The following is a 15137-nucleotide window of genomic DNA, read 5'->3' as shown; positions in this document are numbered from 1 at the left end:
TAACTCAAGCACACTATGTATAAGCGTGGCAGTACTCCAACAACATCAAACGGCTTCACCTTATTAGAAGTCATGTTAGTGCTGCTGCTTATGGGCTTAGCTGCTGGCTATGTCATGTTTAATGCCTTTGGTGCCAGCAAAACAGACCTACTCAAAAGCCAAGCTCAGCGGCTGCAGGTTATTGTGGATATGGCCAGCGATTTTGCCGTGCTTAACCAACAACAGCTTGGCGTGCGCGTTGAGCAAAAAGATAACGAGTATTACTTTGTTTATCTTGATGATGACGACGAATGGCAGCGCATTGAGGGTGAGGACGTATACGCAGTGCACACCCTTCCCGAGCCTTTCACGCTTACCCTAAATTTAGATGACTTACCTTGGGTGGTTGAAGATCAGCTTTTCGACCGAGAGTTGTTTGATGAAAACCTTAGCGTGTCAGAAGACGGTGTTGAAATAGGCAGTGACGAAGATAAAAAGCTGCCTCCCCCCCAAATACTGATTATGTCGAGCGGCGATGTGACCCCGTTTACCTTGTCGTTCAATTACAATGGCGATGAGGGCGACGAGCCTGTTTACTTCAGCCTGCAAAATAAAGACCTTCCTCCCCTTGCGCTTGAAGGGCCGCTGGGGAGCCCGCTATAAGTATGCATCAGCACACAAACCCTCATAAAGATAAACAAAAAGGGCTAACGCTACTTGAAGTGATGGTGGCGCTGCTCATTTTTGCATTAACAGGTACCGCTATTTTAAAAGCTGCAGGCGATCACCTATCTAGCGTGGGGCAAATTGAATCCGTGACCTTTGCTAACTGGGTGGCGAGTAATCGATTAAACCAGCTTCAGCTTGAAACCACATGGCCGCCAAAAAACAACTTAAAAGGCAGCATGGAAATGGCAGACCGCACATGGTTTTGGCAACAAACAGTCACCAAAACTAACGACGCAGATTTGCGCGCGGTCACCATTTCTGTTGGTGAAGATAAAAATTACGTGAGTACTGTAACCTCAGTGACTACGTTTGTCGCCAAGCCTTTGAAGAGCTAAATTGATGCAGCGCGGTTTTACACTCATTGAAATTTTAGTGGCCATGGCCATTTTTACGCTTATTGGCTTAGCGTCCACGGGCCTGCTCACCACGGTGATAGACAGCAACAGCTTGTCACAAGAGCGCTTTGAAAAGCTCCAGCTTCTACAGCGGGCCATGGTGACCATAGAGCGTGATATCCAGCAGGCAGTATCAAGGCCACTTCGTGTTAACGGTGAAAAGCGAGAAATTGTGATGGCCGGCGGTGAAGTAGACGGCAGTGATGACGACGGCATCGGTTTTGTACGCGGCGGTTGGCATAACCCCCAGTTAATGCTGCCTCGCAGTACCCTACAGTATGTGGCTTATCGATTACGGGATAATAGATTAGAACGCCTATACAGCAATTACGTTGATAACGTGATTGGCTACGAGCCAAAGGTTCGTGTGCTGCTTGAAAATATTGAGAGCTTTAAGGTTGAGTTTTTATCTGGCAACAGTGCCTCGTCGACGATAAAAGACGATGACGATATTAAGTGGAGCGAAAAATACCAAGACACTGTGCTTCCACGCGCCGTCGCTATTGAGTTCGTGAGCAAAGACTTTGGTATGCTTCGCCGTGAATTCACCCTTGTTAGTGGTGACTCGCAATGAAGCATAGCGCTTATTTAAAAACGAGTGTTGAGAAATCGCCGCGTGTAAAGTCGGCTCGTATCAGATCGTCTCGAGCAAAGTCCTCTCAAAGAAAAGCGCCTCGCCTTCAGTCGCCAGCAAAGCAGCAGGGTGTGGCATTGATGATAGTGCTTATGATTGTTGCCCTAGTGGCGGTTTTAGCCACTGAAATGGGCACTCGGCTGCAGCTTCAAGTGCAGCGCACTATGAACTTAAAAGACAATAATCAGGCGTATTGGTATGCCTTGGGCGCAGAAGCTTTTGCTAGGAAGTCGATTAAAACACTGATTGAAGAGACGCCAGACAAGATATCCCTTGATCAACCTTGGGCACAAGAATTTGCTTACCCCTTGGAAGGCGGTGGGCTTACCGCCAACTTAAAAGACTTACGAGCATGCTTTAACCTAAATGCAATCAACTCTGGTGAGGTTGCCACAAACCCCAACAGCTCAAGAGATACCACCGAAGCCATGGAGGCGTTTAGCAGTATGCTGTTGGCACTTGGGATAGACGGCCTTGATAGCTACACCGCAGATACGTTTCGAGACGGTTTAGCCGATTGGGTAGATGAGGACGATAACCAACGCTCCTTGGGCGCTGAGGACAGTGAATATGAATCTCGAGAGTTTCCTTATTTAGCGGCTAATGGCCCACTGGCATCTACCAGTGAATTGCGTATTATAAATGGCGCATCACCACAGTGGCTGGGCAACGTAATGCCATTAGTGTGCGTTATTCCAGATAACGACGAGTTAAAAATAAACGTCAACACATTAGACGACGAAGAGGCGCCGCTTTTAGCTGGGCTCACCGGATTAGATTTGCAGCAAGCCACCAGCCTTTTAGCTAATAGACCCCAAGAAGGCTGGGACAAGGTGGACGACTTTTTAAACGAGCCGGCTATACAAGCACTGACCCTGTCTAATTCGCGCAGAGACTGGTTCACGGTTAAAACCGAGTATTTTATTTTGCATACAAAAACTAAATATAATAAAGCAACGTTTAAGCTTTCCACCGTGTTTCAAGTAAGCACAGACAACGGCGTGAACATACTGAGGCGCGAGTTCGGAGGAACACAATAATGGAACAACTACTGGTAAGGCTGGGCGCGAATAAAAGCGACGCCGTCAGCTGGTTGGTTTACTCAACTGCCGATGATGAAATAATGGCATCGGGCGAGTTAGAGAATGCCGACGCGTTAGGTACGCTTACAGAGCGCACTGGCCAGCGAAGCGTTATTGCATTAGCGCCAAGCAGCGACATTTTACTCAAATGGGTAACACTGCCACCGCGAGCTGGCAGAAAAGTGATTGCCGCACTGCCCTATATGCTTGAAGAAGAGCTTGCCACAGATATTAGTCAGCAGTTTTTTGCATTAGGCCCCAAAGTGGGTAACGAGCAAGCGGTCGCTATTGTGAGTCATGAAAAAATGCAGCAATGGCAACGATGGCTGCAAGACGCTAATTTGGCGTGTGACACCATTATTCCAGATGTACTCGCAGTGCCTCACACAGCAGACGGTTGGTCTATATTAACTCTCGGTGATCAGCTATTAGTTCGCCAGGATAATTTCAAAGGCATTCAAGGCGAGCAGCAGTGGCTACTGCCAACACTTGCTCACTTTACTTCACAGCATTCGACACCCGTAAGCGTGACTAATTATGCCGGTATCGACCTATCTGGTTTGCCCAATATAGAAGAAACCGAAACGCCTTTAGAGCTTCCTATGCAGGTGCTTGCTAAAGAGGCAACGGCTACAAGCTTTAACTTATGCCAAGGCGAATACAAAGTGAAGCGCAAACGTAGCAGTGCCCTGTCGCAATGGCGCGTAGCTGCTGTGTTAGCGGTGTTGGTACTGTGCACAAGCTTAATTGATAAAACCGCCACGCTGTATCAATTACAGTCGCAAAACGACACTTTGCGCAGTGAAATTAGCAATACCGTGAAAAGTGGCTTTCCCAATATTGGCACCTACAGGGACGTGCGTCGCAAGCTGCAAAGTGAAATGGCCAAATTAGAACAAGGGGGCGGCAATGTATCCATGTTAATTATGCTAGATCAGCTTGCTCCCGCATTTGCTGCCACCGACGTAAAACCACAAACCCTTCGCTTTGACGCCAGTCGCACTGAAATACGCATTCAGGCCGAAGGCAAAAGTTTTGAAGCACTGGAGCAGTTTAAGAAAACCGCCGAGCAGGCTGGTTTTTTGGTTGAGCAAGGTGCGATAAACAATCGCGATAGCGGTGTGGTTGGCACAGTGTCTATTAGGAGTACGTCATGAACGCGCTATTAGAAAAATATAAAGCACTGACAGAGCGCGAGCAAAAGCTTGTACTGATATCTGGCGTATTCGTTGTGATCGCCATATTTTATTTTGCTATTTGGTCTCCCCTTAACAATGCACTTTCGCAGCAGCAAAAGTTACTCGATAACCAGCAGTCATTGCTGGTATGGGTAAAAGACAGTGCCGCAAGAGCAAAACAACTGCGCCGTGTCTCTGGCACTAGCCAAGGCTTTTCAGGTTCGCTGCCGCAGGCAGTCAATCGCACGGTAGCAAAGCACGACATCGCTATTTCACGTATGCAGCCACAAAACGATGAGCTACAAATTTGGGTGGATCAGGCTCCGTTTAACAATGTACTAGAGTGGCTTAAAACCATGGAAAGTATGGGGGTGGTGATTTTACAAGCGGATATAACATCGGCGGATGCCGAAGGGTTTATCAAAATTCGTCGATTACGATTAGGTAAAGCATGAAGTCAAAAATAAGCTGGATTGTAGGCGGAATAGTCGCATTTTTATTATTTGCCATTGCTTACATGCCCGCGGTACACGTTATTGGCCGCGTAACACTGCCGCAAAATGTCTCCATTGAAGGGGTGAGCGGAACGCTGTTTAGCGGAAAAGCACAAACTGTGGTAGTAAACGGTCTTCCTATTAACAATGTAAAATGGGAATTAAACCCGCTTTATATGCTCATTGGCAGCATTAACCTTGATGTAAAAGCAGGCAATGTTCGCGATAAAAACGACATTGCTTTTGAGGGTCCAATTTCCACAGGGCTATTTAGTCAAACATCGGTAAGCACAGAGGCATTTACACTGTATTTGCCTGTCGATAGAGTACTAGCGCAAGTTCAACTACCGCTGCCAGTGAACGCAGGAGGTCGCTTTAAAGTAAAGTTAGACGAGTTGCACTATGGGCCGACATGCCGTGCATTGTCTGGCACGGGTGACTGGCTAAACGCGACAGTGGCTGGCACCAAAGGCCCTATCGATTTTGGTACCTATTCGGCAAAGCTTCGCTGCGAAGGTGACGACATTGGCATTACCGTAAACGAGCCAAACATGCTCGGGCTGTCTATTGATGCGACCGTTCAAGCAGACATGCAAAAATTCCAAGTCGCTGGAAAATTTAAGCCCGACGATAGTTTGCCCAATGAAGTGCACCAAGCGGCGCGCCTCTTCGGCACACCTGACGCCAATGGCTACACGCAAATTAAGCTTTAAATAGTAAGCGTTAAATTTTGACTTTTAATTACACAAACAAAGGACTGTACTTTGAATAAAGCGTTCATTTTAGGCGGCGGAGTCACCCTTGCTGCGCTGTTAATTGCCCCCACTTTTATCGGCAATAGCATTGAAACAAAAACACGCAGCACACTTGCTGCATTAAACGAGCAACCGCTGTATTCTGCATCAATTATTTCTTACGACAAAGGTTGGTTTAGCAGTAGCGCACAAATAGAAATCGCGCTAGATATCAACGGTATATTAGCCGCGCAACAAGTGGGTAACACTCAAAACGTTAGCGCTGAAGACGTTAGCATGGAGAACCCAACGGTAATCGCTAACGTCAACGCCTATCATGGCCCCATCTATTTTGGTGACGGCGTGGGTATTGCAAAAGTGAAATACAACATTGCCGTTCAAGGGGAAGCACTTCGCGAATACGTAACCTGGCCCGACGACGTGCCGCTGTATGTTAACGAAGGCACGTTAGGCCTCTTCAATGGCCTCAATTACTCCGACGCTATTCCAGCACTACAGGGTGTAGATGACGAGCTAACCCTTAAATTTTCAGGCTTTAGTGGTGAAGCGAAGCATGATGGTGATGGCATTCGCTATCAGGGACAGGCAGAGTCACTTTCTATGAACGATGGTACTTTCTCATTTGAGATGTTGAACACCACCGCTGATATTACCTACAGCGACGACGTAGATATGCTTGCGGCTATGAACGGTGAATTGTTTGAGGGTGATGCGGCTATTGCCATTGAAGAAATGGTATTTTCAGATGAAACAGGAACGAACATTCTCGTTGAAGCGCTGCGTGTTATTACCAACACGGATATTGATGAAGACACCAATACGGCTAATGTGTATGTCGAATATGCCGTTGGTAAAGTTGAGGGTGCTGCACAAGATGCTTCTGACATGGTGATCGGCATTGCCATCAACAACCTTGATGTAGACTTTATCAAAGCCTATCAAGATTTTAGCAACGCTACGCTATCAACGCCTGCCGACGAATTGCAAGAAAAGCTTCAAGCGTTTATCAAAGATAATTTATTGCAACAGCTACAAGCTGAGCCAGAAATTAACATTACCAAGCTTGCCATGACCTTACCTGAAGGCAGTATTACTGGGACGGCCAATTCCAAGCTAGTGGGTGTAACTGCGCTTCCTGACACCCTTGAAGATCCAAGCTACTGGGTGTCCCACTTACTCGCTAATGCACAAATTAAGGCCGACAAAGCATTCGTTGAAAGCATGGCTTCAGGGTATATGGTTGCTGAACTTGCTGCTAATCCGCAAACCCAAGGCATGACAGCAGAAGAGCTGCAAAGCCTTGCAGCGCAACAGGTTCCCATGGTGTTAAACACCTTTGTAGAACAAGGTTTTATCAAGCAAACTGAAAATAGCTACGACGCAGAGTTTGTATTAAAAGACGGAAAGGCTAACCTTAACGGCGCCGAGATCCCGTTACCATTTGCTCAGTAGTGAGGAAGCAAACCAATAACTGAACAGGGCATTCGAACATGCAGTTAACAAAATGGCAGAGCGGCGGCGAGTATTTTACTTATCACCAACAGGCGCTATTTTACCGAACTGATGGCGAAGGCCCTGTTTTGCTGCTTATCCACGGTTACCCAACAGCAAGTTACGACTGGGTTAAGCTATGGCCCACGCTAACTCAACACTTTCGCTGTATCACCTTGGACATGTTGGGGTTCGGATTCAGTAGTAAGGCGCCCACTAAATATCAAATCACTGAACAAGTAAGTGCTATTTGCGCACTACTGAACCACCTAGACGTATCCAAAGCCCATGTGGTTTCACACGACTATGGCGACACGGTTGCCCAAGAACTTATGGCCCAGCAGGCAGACGGTACGCTGTCATTTCACATTGACACCCTACACCTTTTAAATGGTGGCCTCTTTCCCGAAACGCATCGCGCACTGCCTATTCAAAAGCTTCTTCTATCACCTTTAGGTGGGCTGCTAATTCACCTCTTAAATAAAAACGCGGTGAGAAAAAGTATGCGGGGTATTTTTGGCGAAAATACACCGCCAACAGAGCAAGAGATTGATGATTTTTGGACGTTGATCAGCACCAACAACGGTCATAAATATATGCACCTGCTGCTGGATTACATGAAGCAACGCAAAAAGCACAGAGAGCGCTGGGTGACGGCACTTCAAAATGCCACCGTTCCTATTCGGTTAACGATTGGAGCAGCGGATCCTATTTCAGGTGCTCATATGGCAGCCCGATATAGGGAACTAATGCCTAACCCCAATATTGTAGAATTGGAAAACATTGGTCATTACCCACAAATAGAAAGCCCTCAACAGGTTTTAGCGTCAGTGCTTGAACATATTGAGAGCAATACGAATAACTCGTTGTTTGCTGAAGGCGGAAAATAGTAACGTTTGAAGACTAACGGCTAACATCTAACTACAGTGACGCATTTCAAGGCGAGACAACCCACGCAAAAAAGGCAGAGTATTGGCTCTGCCTTTTTTGATTTTCTTACACTGTACCGAAGTACATAAGCGATTTTAGTTACTCGCTACCATAATTGTTTTGATATTCACAAACTCACGAATACCGTAACCGCCGTGCTCTCTACCATAGCCACTATCCTTTACACCACCGAAGGGTAGGTTAGGCTGGGCGAGTGAATAGCCGTTGATATTTACCATACCGGTATCAAACTCATTTTTAGCAAGTGCAATGGCGTTATCTGTATCGGTACTAAAAATACCGCCGCCAAGTCCATAGCGTGAATCGTTTGCAATTTCCATGGCTTGCTTATCGTCACGGGCACGAATTAGTGAGGCTACTGGGCCAAACAACTCGTCATCATAGGCTGGCATACCAGGCGATACGTTTTCTAATACCGTCACTGGATAAAAGTAGCCAGCTGCATCAGGCACTTCGCCACCTAAAGATAGGGTTGCACCCGCATCTAAAGACTCTTTTACTTGGTCATGCAGTTCGTCGCGAAGGTCTTCACGAGCCATAGGTCCTAGGTCTGTCCCTTCTTTTGAAGGGTCACCGACCGTTAGCTTTTTACACTGCGCAACAAATTTATCTCTAAATTCATCGTATACACTATCTGAAATGACAAAACGCTTTGCTGCCACACAGGTTTCACCGTTATTAATCACTCGGCCTTTAATGCACATTTCCACTGCATTATCGATATCGGCATCAGCCAGTACAATAAAGGCGTCGTTACTGCCTAACTCCATCACTGTCTTTTTCGATTCGCCGGCCGCTTCTTTTGCCACTTGCTTGCCCACACTGTCGCTTCCAGTGAACGTAACACCACGAACATGCTTATGTTTTATAAGACCGCTTGCCGTGCTGCCGTCAATCATTAGCGACTGATATACATTTTTCGGAAAGCCTGCGTCTTCGTAAAGTTGCTGAATAGCTTGCGCCATACCAAACACGTTTTGCGCATGCTTAAGCACCGTTGTGTTACCGGCCATAATGTTCGATGCGCTATAACGAATCACTTGGTATAATGGGAAATTCCACGGCTGAATTCCTAAAATCACACCCGTTGGCTGGTAGGTGATAATGGCTTTTCCACCCTCGTACACTCGGGCTTCGTCTTCTAGAAATGATGCCCCGTGTTCGGCAGTATAGCGACAAATTTCGGCGCACAATTGCACTTCCTGCTTGCCTTGTTCGGCCACTTTACCCATCTCAAGCGTCATTAAGTTAGCAAGATCATCAATGCGTTCTTCCATCAAATCCGCTAAGTTATTAAAAATTTCGGCCCGTGCCCCAAAGGAAGTTTTTTTCCAATTTAGATAAGCTTCGTGAGAGCGCGTTACCGCTTGCTCGGCATCTTCCGCTGATATCAATTGATAATGATCAAGTTGCTCACCAGTTGTCGGGTTATACGTCTTAATTGTATCGCTCATTGTCAAACTCCTTGTTCTGTAGATGCATTGAGTAGTGCAACTACAACGCCAACAATCGAAATAAAAAATTAATGATTTAAAATCATATACTTATACATTTAACCCACGCATTATCACGTACAGAAACCAGAGAAGATATTGGGAAAAGATTACTAATAATGGTAAAGATTTCAGAAAATTGATGTTATTACACAGAGGATTTCGCAAAGAAAGGAGGAGAACGTTACCTGTTGGTGTCATCAGACTGTCGGCCTTTGCCCTGCAATTCTGCAATTCTGCAATTCTGCAATTCTGCAATTCTGCAATTCTGCAATTCTGCAAAGACCTTTTATAAAAGATTTTTGTGAATGCCAAGGCAAAGAAGATGATTTACTGGCTAATCGGTATAGAGGTCGGGAAAGTGAAATTTAGCCATCGCTAAGGTAAGCGCCACTTCATAAACGCTTTGGCGAGTGGCGTGATTCAGCGTAAGCAGACCAATGGCACCACCTTTTTGTTTCACATTCACGGTATCGAACAAGGCATCCATCACTGGGCCGAGTTCTTCCCCGCGCTGAAGTGCTTGAAACACCGCTACGGGAAGAGGCAAACTTGCACTTCGCGTAACCGACCAGTGCCCTTCGTGGTAAATAGCCACGTATGCAAAGGTTGCCGGGCCATCTTCAAACACATCCACTCCGCCCTCTATAGCGACATACCATGAATCTGGAAAACCACCTTCATGTAAGCCCAGCATGGCTTTCACTCGGTTAATGGCTCCCTCTCGGGTTTCTGCTTCAGACATGGGTTGTTCAGCTACGCCACTATCTACCGCTATGCCCTCGGCATCAAAGTCATGCTCTAACGTGTCAGATAGGGTATTGAGCGCAGCGTTGATCTTTACCGGGTTTTTAGACCCTACGTAAATGGTGTCAGGTATCATGCCTAGCTCCTTGTAACCGGGTTATTGATGATATCATCAACCATCAAACGATAGTCACGCACCGCGGGAAACTCGGTTATATTTCTGTCTGGCAAGGTTCGGTCAGGATTGTCCACCGCCAGCAAATGTTTAATACCAAACGTTTTAGCCGCGTTCAGTATAGGCAAAGAATCATCGACAAACAGCGTTCGCTCATTAGTAAACTGAACCCGCTCTTGCAACCGTTGCCACAGCAATTGAGACTCTTTCGTTACCCCAAATTCATGAGTGGAGATAAGGTTGTCTATATGCTCATCTAATTGGGTATGCTCTAACTTTAAGGCCAAGCTGTTTGGGTGGGCATTGGTCACAAGCACTACTTGGCGACCAGAAGTGTGCAACGCGTTTAAAAATGGGACCGTGTCTTCGCGAATAGAGAGCAAGTGAGACAGCTCGCGTTTAAGCGGCATAAACTCAGAGTCTAAATCTAGAGATAGAGACTCCGCCCAGTAGTCTAGGCAATACCACTGAATTTGACCAAAAACGCTGTCATAGCGCTTTTTCATTTCGGCTTGGCTTTGCGCTTCTGAAATACCGCGAATGTCAGCTAATCGTTTAGGAAGGTGATACAACCAGAACTGATTATCGTAATGTAAATCCAGTAGTGTACCGTCCATATCAAGCAGTACGGTGTCTATTTCATTCCAGGGCAGAAAGGGCAAGCGATTTTCCTTATAATGAAGTAAGCTAGATTATGAGCAATTCAATGAACATGATAACAAAGTTGTAGCGAGAGACATGCGAAAAATTGACCCAAATAAAGCATTACCACAAATACATTCTCGAAAGATTGTGGCACAAAGTAATCTCTTCAGGGTAGAAAGTTTAGATTTAGAATTTTCTAACGGTGAAACCCGTCAATTTGAGCGTATGGCTGGCGGAAATCGCGGTGCCGTAATGATTGTCCCTATGCTAGATGCCGATACCATGGTACTTATCAGAGAGTACGCGGCCGGCACACATTCCTACCAACTAGGTTTTCCAAAGGGCCTTATTGACCCTGGCGAAACTGCGCTTGAAGCCGCAAACAGAGAGCTTCAAGAGGAAGCAGGCTTCGCCGCACGGGAGCTTACCGAGCTACATCAAGTCAGTATGGCGCCTACCTTTTTTAATGCCAGCATGACAATTGTGATGGCTCGAGATCTGTACCCCAAAACACTTGAAGGCGATGAGCCTGAACCTTTAGAGGTCATAAACTGGCCGATTACTGAGGCAGATGCTTTACTTGCACGAGAAGATTTTGTTGAAGCCCGTTGTATTGCTGCTCTATTTTTAGCTCAGAAGTGGTTAAAGGAACAATAAATTATGCCCGACGATGCCCACCCCGACCTACTAGAATTGGCAAAAGAAGTTGCAATAGAAGCCGGCAAAGCAGTCTTAGAAGTATATGAAAATCGCGACTTTGACGCGTTTCAGAAAGACGATGACTCACCAGTAACCAGTGCCGATTACCTTGCAAACGACATCATTAATAAACGTTTGTCAGAAGCAACTCCAGACATTCCTATTCTTTCAGAAGAAAATAAGCATGCGAGTTTAGACGAGCGAAAACACTGGACTCGCTATTGGCTCATTGACCCTATCGACGGTACGCAAGAATTTATTGCCCGCAGCGGCGACTTTGCTGTGAACATCGCCTTAATAGAAAACAACGAGCCGGCTATTGGCGTTATCTTTTGGCCTCCGGGTCAATCGCTTTATTATGCCCAGAAGGGAAAAGGGGCATTTAAATCTTCGCCCGAGGGCGATGCGCCTATCTCGGTACGTAAGTTAAGCGACCCTAAAAGTAGCGTTGTTATGATTGCGATTAGTCGTCGCCAGTCCCGTGAAAAAGTGCTCAATCGCATGTGTGCCAAACGCATTTATGACATGTTACCACTTGGAAGTTGCTCGCTGAAAGCGTGTTTTATCGCCGAGGGCAAAGCAGATGTCTTCATGCGTATTGGCATTACTGGCGAGTGGGATACCGGCGCTTCTCAGTGCATTGTATCTGAAGCTGGAGGCAGTATCGCCACCGCAAACTTTGAACCGCTGACGTATAACAGGCGACACTCGCTAGAGAACCCAGATTTTGTGGTAATGGGCGATCAACGCGTGCCATGGCAGGACATTGTGAAGTATGATGACTTTGTGAACCCATACACAAAATAAGACGTGTGTGTTTTTAAATATTGCATAAATACCTTTACGGTTTACTCACAGTAGGCTGTATAATCTGGCCGTATTGCTACCCAATAGATTTCGTTGGCTTTTTCATGTAGTCAATGCCAACAGAAAGTAATGCATCAACAGGAGTAATCAAACGATGGCAAAGTACGTTCGCACTTTATCAACAGCTTTACTGGCATGTGGACTCTCGTTTAACGCGTCTGCAGATTGGACAATTAACAAAGATACCAGCGCATTACATTTCATTTCGACTAAAAACGCGCAAGTCACTGAAGTGCATCAATTCGATAGTTTTAAAGGCACGCTATCAGACAACGGTAAACTTAACATTGAGGTAGACCTTTCATCCGTTAACACAGCAATAGACATTCGCAACAAACGCATGCAAGAAATGCTGTTTAACGTGAGTGAGTTTGCAACGGCGAACTTTGAAGCAACCTTAGCAAAACCTATGATGCAGCTTAAAGCAGGTGAAGTGATGAAAGGTAAGGTAGACGGCATACTAACGCTACATGGCAAGGCAGTACCCACCGCATTTGCAGTGACTGTTAGCCAAGTTGATGCTGATACGCTAACTGTTTCAACCAGCGCACCTACGCTCATTAAAGCTGAGTCGTTTGGACTGGCCCAGGGCGTTGCAGCATTGCAAAAAATAGCAGGGTTGAATAGCATTACAACCACGGTACCGATTACGTTTTCAGTGACCCTTAACCGCTAGTTCTTACACGCTAGCTCTCATAGACTGAAAGCTCACAGGTACAAACAAAAGAAGCCGCTTAGAAAAGCGGCTTCTTTGTTTGTGGCTGTCCTTTTAGGGTTCTTTGTAGAGATTCTGTTAAGGGCTAGAGCTCTTAAGAACTCCTTAAGGGAATTAACGTTTAAAACCCTAACCTTGTACAACAAGCACAGGTTTTTTAGGTGTCGGTTGTTGATTTAGCGCCTGCTCAGGCATAGTTAGCCATAAGCTCTCAGGTAAAGCGGGCACAGTAGTCTCATGTTTAGGTGCAGCAAAATGAGAAACAGTAAAATGTTTCATGGCTACGTTGAGACGTTTAAGCGCTTTACACTCATTCACTTCCTCACCAATAACAAACACACCCCACTTACGCATTGTTTTACCCAGCACATCACTGCTTGAAAGGCGAATAACGGGAGCCGCTAGCACCATGCCTGTTAGCACAGGAAGTAACCACATAAACAGCGACGGCGTGAAATAAAACGTCGTTACACCCCAGGCTATGGCTAGTGAACTCATTATTTGTGTGTGCTTAATGGCGACAGACCAGGGTACTTTGCGTCCTTCACGCTCCTGAGCTTCCCATTTTACTGAAAACCCGACGAACACACTGATAACAAAGTAACTATGGTAGAACATCATAAGCGGAGCAATAAGCACAGCCATAATAAGTTCAAGAGAAGCACCTTTAAGCAACGACCATGCGCCGCCAAACTCACTTCTACGCTTAATTAGGGCAAGAGTAATACCGAGTAACTTAGGTAAAAACAACAGTGCTGCCGTGCCCCACATAGTCACCATCATCATATCTTGTCTAGCCACCTGCCAACTTGGAAATAACTGATATTCAGACATGAAGAAATCAGGCACTGTAGTGGCGCGAATCAACGCATCGGCTGTGCCTAGTGCCAGCATGCAAAATAGAATAAGCGATGAAATATAGGCAAACGCGCCAAATAGGAAATGCAAACGGTTAGCCGTTTTAAGGCCTTTCACGTTAAGCAGACCAAGATGCTGAATGTTGCCTTGAACCCAGCGACGATCGCGAATAGCATAATCGACGATATTACTAGGCACTTCTTCATAGCTTCCCGTCGTGTCGGTAAGTAAATATGCCTGCCATCCAGCACGTGACAGTAACGCCGCTTCAACGAAGTCATGACTCAATACTTCACCGCCAAACGGTGCACGGCCTTCAAGGGTAGGAAGACCACAATGCTGCATAAACGGCGCTATACGGATAATAGCGTTGTGTCCCCAATAATTGGCGCTGTCGGTTTGCCAAAAAGAGAGACCTGTAGCCAGCATAGGGCTATATAAGTGTGCTGCAAATTGCACGAAGCGTCCGAAAAACGTATCTTGACGCACCGGCATAGGAATGGTTTGAATTAGCGCGGTATCAGGTGCTTGTTCAATGCGTTTCGCCAAATCTTCCATGCGTTCGCCAGTCATAACACTGTCGGCATCTAGCACAATCATAGATTCGTAGTGACCGCCCCAGCGCTCGCAGAATTCTTTAAGATTACCCACTTTTCTATGGGTGTTATTTTCGCGGCGGCGATAGAAAACCTGTCCAGCGTAATCACCTAAACGTTTTTGCAAACGAGTAAATGCATGAAGTTCTGCTTCGGCTTTATCGCTATCCCGTGTATCGCTTAACATGAAAAAGTCGAAGTTTTCTTTGCTGCCACTCTCCATAAGCTCGCGAATACACGCCTCGAAACCTACCATAATGCGCTTGGTATCCTCGTTATAAACGGGCATAACCACGGCATGGCGCTGTGTTAATGCAACGCTTGATTCGGGTGCCGCTAAGTTCTTTTTCAAACTCAGCGGATCTATATTGAACAACTGTAAAACGAACCCAATTATTCCTGTCCAAAATGCCATACACAGCCAAGCGAACAGGGTTAACCCAAGCCCTAGCTGTGCAATTTCTAGGTTTGTTAATCCATTGGGTAGAAATATCTCATACAAACTCCAACCGGCCAGCGCCGTGCTCGGAATAACGAGCATTGCCATTATAAATAAACGCATATGTGCTCCTTTGATGATCTGGTTACGTGACGATCTGATTTCTGACGATCTGTTTTCTGATGACGGCCCTGACTGCTGATTAGCTTCCATCG

16 protein-coding genes are annotated in these 15137 nt (G+C 46.1%); 12 read left to right on the top strand and 4 right to left on the bottom strand.

The window, feature by feature from the left end:
* The first annotated feature begins 15 nt into the window (after positions 1-15).
* From gspH to O9X84_RS03310, 9 genes are read left to right on the top strand one after another with little or no spacing between them, the layout of a single operon-like run.
* A complete protein-coding gene (gene gspH, locus O9X84_RS03350; RefSeq protein WP_269518148.1) occupies positions 16-642 on the top strand; it encodes a type II secretion system minor pseudopilin GspH in 627 nt (208 codons plus the stop codon).
* A gap of 2 nt (positions 643-644) precedes the next feature.
* Positions 645-1043 carry a type II secretion system minor pseudopilin GspI gene (gene gspI / locus O9X84_RS03345; RefSeq protein WP_269518147.1) on the top strand — a complete coding sequence of 133 codons (399 nt, stop codon included), beginning with the start codon at positions 645-647 and terminating at the stop codon, positions 1041-1043.
* A gap of 4 nt (positions 1044-1047) precedes the next feature.
* Positions 1048-1677 (top strand): type II secretion system minor pseudopilin GspJ, encoded by a 630-nt coding sequence (gspJ, locus tag O9X84_RS03340; protein ID WP_269518145.1) that lies wholly within the window; start codon positions 1048-1050, stop codon positions 1675-1677.
* Positions 1674-2777: a type II secretion system minor pseudopilin GspK gene (gspK, locus tag O9X84_RS03335; protein WP_269518144.1), complete on the top strand. Its 1104-nt coding sequence runs from the start codon at positions 1674-1676 to the stop codon at positions 2775-2777. Before gspJ ends, gspK begins: the two co-directional genes overlap by 4 nt.
* Positions 2777-3976, top strand: coding sequence for a type II secretion system protein GspL (gene gspL, locus O9X84_RS03330; protein WP_269518143.1), 1200 nt, complete (start codon positions 2777-2779; stop codon positions 3974-3976). Before gspK ends, gspL begins: the two co-directional genes overlap by 1 nt.
* On the top strand, positions 3973-4452 hold the full coding sequence (gene gspM / locus O9X84_RS03325) for a type II secretion system protein GspM (RefSeq protein ID WP_032095335.1): 480 nt from the start codon (positions 3973-3975) through the stop codon (positions 4450-4452). The genes gspL and gspM overlap by 4 nt, the downstream gene beginning before the upstream one ends.
* Positions 4449-5204 (top strand): type II secretion system protein N, encoded by a 756-nt coding sequence (locus O9X84_RS03320; RefSeq protein WP_269518142.1) that lies wholly within the window; start codon positions 4449-4451, stop codon positions 5202-5204. Before gspM ends, O9X84_RS03320 begins: the two co-directional genes overlap by 4 nt.
* 51 nt (positions 5205-5255) lie before the next feature.
* Positions 5256-6698: a YdgA family protein gene (locus tag O9X84_RS03315; RefSeq protein WP_269518140.1), complete on the top strand. Its 1443-nt coding sequence runs from the start codon at positions 5256-5258 to the stop codon at positions 6696-6698.
* A 38-nt stretch (positions 6699-6736) separates the two neighbouring features.
* The gene (locus tag O9X84_RS03310; RefSeq protein WP_269518139.1) at positions 6737-7627 is read left to right on the top strand and encodes an alpha/beta fold hydrolase; all 891 of its coding nucleotides are present in this window, start codon (positions 6737-6739) and stop codon (positions 7625-7627) included.
* A 135-nt stretch (positions 7628-7762) separates the two neighbouring features.
* On the opposite strand, the gene O9X84_RS03305 is transcribed toward O9X84_RS03310, so the two are convergent.
* The 3 genes from O9X84_RS03305 to yrfG all read right to left on the bottom strand — a co-directional run bounded on the left by O9X84_RS03305 (position 7763) and on the right by yrfG (position 10765).
* A complete protein-coding gene (locus O9X84_RS03305) occupies positions 7763-9142 on the bottom strand; it encodes an NAD-dependent succinate-semialdehyde dehydrogenase (protein ID WP_269518138.1) in 1380 nt (459 codons plus the stop codon).
* A 376-nt stretch (positions 9143-9518) separates the two neighbouring features.
* Positions 9519-10064: an inosine/xanthosine triphosphatase gene (gene yjjX / locus O9X84_RS03300; protein ID WP_269518136.1), complete on the bottom strand. Its 546-nt coding sequence runs from the start codon at positions 10062-10064 to the stop codon at positions 9519-9521.
* A 2-nt stretch (positions 10065-10066) separates the two neighbouring features.
* Positions 10067-10765 carry a GMP/IMP nucleotidase gene (gene yrfG / locus O9X84_RS03295; protein ID WP_269518134.1) on the bottom strand — a complete coding sequence of 233 codons (699 nt, stop codon included), beginning with the start codon at positions 10763-10765 and terminating at the stop codon, positions 10067-10069.
* A gap of 76 nt (positions 10766-10841) precedes the next feature.
* On the opposite strand from yrfG, the gene nudE reads away from it, so the two are divergent.
* The 3 genes from nudE (at position 10842) to O9X84_RS03280 (ending at position 12990) form a co-directional block, all read left to right on the top strand.
* Positions 10842-11405, top strand: a complete 564-nt coding sequence (nudE, locus tag O9X84_RS03290; protein WP_269518132.1) for an ADP compounds hydrolase NudE — start codon at positions 10842-10844, stop codon at positions 11403-11405.
* Positions 11406-11408: 3 nt separating this feature from the next.
* Positions 11409-12254, top strand: a complete 846-nt coding sequence (cysQ, locus tag O9X84_RS03285; protein ID WP_269518130.1) for a 3'(2'),5'-bisphosphate nucleotidase CysQ — start codon at positions 11409-11411, stop codon at positions 12252-12254.
* 154 nt (positions 12255-12408) lie between these two features.
* Positions 12409-12990, top strand: coding sequence for a YceI family protein (locus O9X84_RS03280; protein ID WP_269518129.1), 582 nt, complete (start codon positions 12409-12411; stop codon positions 12988-12990).
* A gap of 168 nt (positions 12991-13158) precedes the next feature.
* Here the strand turns inward: O9X84_RS03280 and mdoH are convergent, their stop codons facing one another.
* Positions 13159-15135 (bottom strand): glucans biosynthesis glucosyltransferase MdoH, encoded by a 1977-nt coding sequence (gene mdoH, locus O9X84_RS03275; protein WP_269518395.1) that lies wholly within the window; start codon positions 15133-15135, stop codon positions 13159-13161.
* Positions 15136-15137: the final 2 nt, after the last annotated feature.

The organism is Alteromonas sp. BMJM2 (genome assembly GCF_027257845.1).
In the GTDB taxonomy this organism is placed as follows: Bacteria; Pseudomonadota; Gammaproteobacteria; order Enterobacterales; family Alteromonadaceae; genus Alteromonas.
The sequence above is the reverse complement of the archived record's forward strand: the minus strand, read 5'-3'. Positions and strand labels throughout refer to the sequence as shown.

What these genes read in the sequence shown, in the direction of transcription:
- gspH (WP_269518148.1), top strand. Translation starts at nt 16, where the DNA reads ATGTATAAGCGTGGCAGTACTCCAACAACATCAAACGGCTTCACCTTA.
- gspI (WP_269518147.1), top strand. Translation starts at nt 645, where the DNA reads ATGCATCAGCACACAAACCCTCATAAAGATAAACAAAAAGGGCTAACG.
- gspJ (WP_269518145.1), top strand. Translation starts at nt 1,048, where the DNA reads ATGCAGCGCGGTTTTACACTCATTGAAATTTTAGTGGCCATGGCCATT.
- gspK (WP_269518144.1), top strand. Translation starts at nt 1,674, where the DNA reads ATGAAGCATAGCGCTTATTTAAAAACGAGTGTTGAGAAATCGCCGCGT.
- gspL (WP_269518143.1), top strand. Translation starts at nt 2,777, where the DNA reads ATGGAACAACTACTGGTAAGGCTGGGCGCGAATAAAAGCGACGCCGTC.
- gspM (WP_032095335.1), top strand. Translation starts at nt 3,973, where the DNA reads ATGAACGCGCTATTAGAAAAATATAAAGCACTGACAGAGCGCGAGCAA.
- O9X84_RS03320 (WP_269518142.1), top strand. Translation starts at nt 4,449, where the DNA reads ATGAAGTCAAAAATAAGCTGGATTGTAGGCGGAATAGTCGCATTTTTA.
- O9X84_RS03310 (WP_269518139.1), top strand. Translation starts at nt 6,737, where the DNA reads ATGCAGTTAACAAAATGGCAGAGCGGCGGCGAGTATTTTACTTATCAC.
- O9X84_RS03305 (WP_269518138.1), bottom strand. Translation starts at nt 9,142, where the DNA reads ATGAGCGATACAATTAAGACGTATAACCCGACAACTGGTGAGCAACTT.
- yjjX (WP_269518136.1), bottom strand. Translation starts at nt 10,064, where the DNA reads ATGATACCTGACACCATTTACGTAGGGTCTAAAAACCCGGTAAAGATC.
- nudE (WP_269518132.1), top strand. Translation starts at nt 10,842, where the DNA reads ATGCGAAAAATTGACCCAAATAAAGCATTACCACAAATACATTCTCGA.
- cysQ (WP_269518130.1), top strand. Translation starts at nt 11,409, where the DNA reads ATGCCCGACGATGCCCACCCCGACCTACTAGAATTGGCAAAAGAAGTT.
- O9X84_RS03280 (WP_269518129.1), top strand. Translation starts at nt 12,409, where the DNA reads ATGGCAAAGTACGTTCGCACTTTATCAACAGCTTTACTGGCATGTGGA.
- mdoH (WP_269518395.1), bottom strand. Translation starts at nt 15,135, where the DNA reads ATGGAAGCTAATCAGCAGTCAGGGCCGTCATCAGAAAACAGATCGTCA.